Source organism: Cumulibacter manganitolerans (assembly GCF_009602465.1).
Taxonomy (GTDB): Bacteria; Actinomycetota; Actinomycetes; order Mycobacteriales; family Antricoccaceae; genus Cumulibacter; species Cumulibacter manganitolerans.
In genome coordinates, this window is record NZ_WBKP01000114.1 from 1 (window position 1) to 1,956 (window position 1,956).

A 1,956-nucleotide genomic window follows, 5' to 3' on the forward strand; every position below is an offset into this window, starting at 1 on the left:
ACGACCGGACGCCGGCAGCCCCTGACGGCGAGCGCGCCGGCCAGCGCGGTGACGTGCTGGTCGACGTTGGCCCGCAGCGGCGCGAGGCGGGTGTCACCGGCCACCGTGGCCACCGCGACGTCGTACGCCGACCGCAGCGCGACGTGCGCGGCGAGCAGGTCCTCGAGCGGGTCCTTCGGCGGAGTCGCCGCCGGCGCCGGAGCCCCGGTCGTGCAGCCCGCCAGCGTGAGCGTCAGGGCCGCGGCGCCGGCCAGGACGTGGCGGCGGGTGAGGCGGGCAGCGAGCGGATCGGGCATCCCCTCGAGTGTGCCAGCACACCGCGTAGCGGCGCCCGCCGGCTCGCCGGTACGCTCGAGGGCACAATTGCCCGCCCACAGGTGCATCCACAGCACGGAATGGAGAACGTCGATGACCAGACGCCCCCCAGGTGCAGGATCGCGAGGTGTGGACCGTCGACAGCAGGAGCTCGAGTCGACGGTGCGTCCGGTGGTCGAGCAGACCGGCTTCGATCTGGAGGCCCTCACCGTCTCGCAGGCCGGACGACGCAGCGTGCTCAAGGTGGTCGTCGACTCCGACGCCGGTGTCAGCCTCGACGACATCGCGACCGTCAGCCGCGCCGTGTCGTCGGCGCTGGACGAGGGCGACGACGGGTTCGGCTCGTCGCCGTACACCCTGGAGGTCACCTCGCCGGGTGTCGACCGGCCGCTGACCGAGCAGCGGCACTGGCGCCGGGCGATCGGCCGGCTGGTCGAGTGGGCCGACGGCGACCGGAAGGTCCAGGGCCGGGTGCTCGGCGTCGACGGCGACCGCGTGACCGTCCAGACCGAGGCCGGCGACGTCGAGCATCATCGAGAGGCGATCTCCCCGGCGCGGGTCCAGGTCGAGTTCAGCAAGCCCGCGGGCAGCAAGGAGCATCAGGAATGAACGTGGACATCGCGGCGCTGCGCACGATCGAGCGGGAGAAGGACATCTCGTTCGACACCGTGATCGAGGCGATCCAGACCGCGCTGCTGTCGGCGTACAAGCACACCGAGGGGCACGCCCCTCGGGCGCGCGTCGAGATCGACCGCAAGACCGGTCTGGTGCAGGTCATCGCGCAGGAGCTCGCCGACGACGGGACCGTCGCCCGCGAATGGGAAGACACACCGCACGACTTCGGCCGCATCGCGGCGATGACCGCCAAGCAGGTCATCCTGCAGCGGCTGCGGGAGGCCGAGCAGGACCACACCTTCGGCGAGTTCGCCGGCCGGGAGGGCGACCTCGTCGGCGGCGTGATCGAGGCCGACGCCATGCGCAACGAGCGCGGCGTGGTCGCCGTCCGCCTCACGCCGAAGCTCGAGGCGGCGCTGCCGTCCAGCGAGCAGGTGCCCGGCGAGAGCTACCAGCACGCCAGCCGGATCAAGGTCTTGATCGTCTCGGTGGTGCGCGGGCATCGCGGTCCGCAGGTGACGGTGAGCCGCAGCCACCCGAACCTGGTCCGCAAGCTGTTCGCCCTCGAGGTGCCCGAGATCGCCGACGGCACGGTCGAGATCATCGCCGTGGCCCGCGAGGCCGGGCACCGGACCAAGATCGCGGTGCGCTCGAACTCGCCCGACGTCAGCGCGAAGGGCGCGTGCATCGGCGAGATGGGCGCGCGCGTCCGCAACGTGATGAGCGAGCTGCAGGGCGAGAAGATCGACATCGTCGACTACTCCGACGACCCGACGGAATTCGTCGCCTCCGCGCTCTCGCCGGCGCAGGTCATCGACGTCCAGGTCACCGACCGGTTCGCCCGCGCCGCGCGGGTCATCGTGCCGGACTTCCAGCTGTCGCTGGCGATCGGTCGCGAGGGCCAGAACGCCCGGCTGGCCGCGCGGCTCACCGGCTGGCGCATCGACATCCGCAGCGACGCCGAGGCCGACGCGCCGTCGGCGACGGCCGACCCCGCCGAGCGGGCCGGCGGGGGCGGCAGCGGGC

Annotated in this window: 3 protein-coding genes; 2 read left to right on the forward strand and 1 reads right to left on the reverse strand. The window is 72.8% G+C overall.

Translation table 11 applies throughout. The annotated features are described in order from the left end of the window. Nucleotides 1–296, reverse strand: a 296-nt coding sequence (locus F8A92_RS18340; protein ID WP_228389578.1) for a hypothetical protein, incomplete at its 3' end; no start/stop codon positions are given. Nucleotides 297–444: 148 nt separating this feature from the next. Here F8A92_RS18340 and rimP point away from each other — a divergent pair. After that, complete coding sequence (rimP, locus tag F8A92_RS18345) at nt 445–924, forward strand: ribosome maturation factor RimP (protein WP_228389579.1); 480 nt, start codon at nt 445–447, stop codon at nt 922–924. Beyond that, nucleotides 921–1,956, forward strand: a 1,036-nt coding sequence (nusA, locus tag F8A92_RS18350; protein ID WP_153506624.1) for a transcription termination factor NusA, incomplete at its 3' end; no start/stop codon positions are given. The genes rimP and nusA, both read left to right, overlap by 4 nt.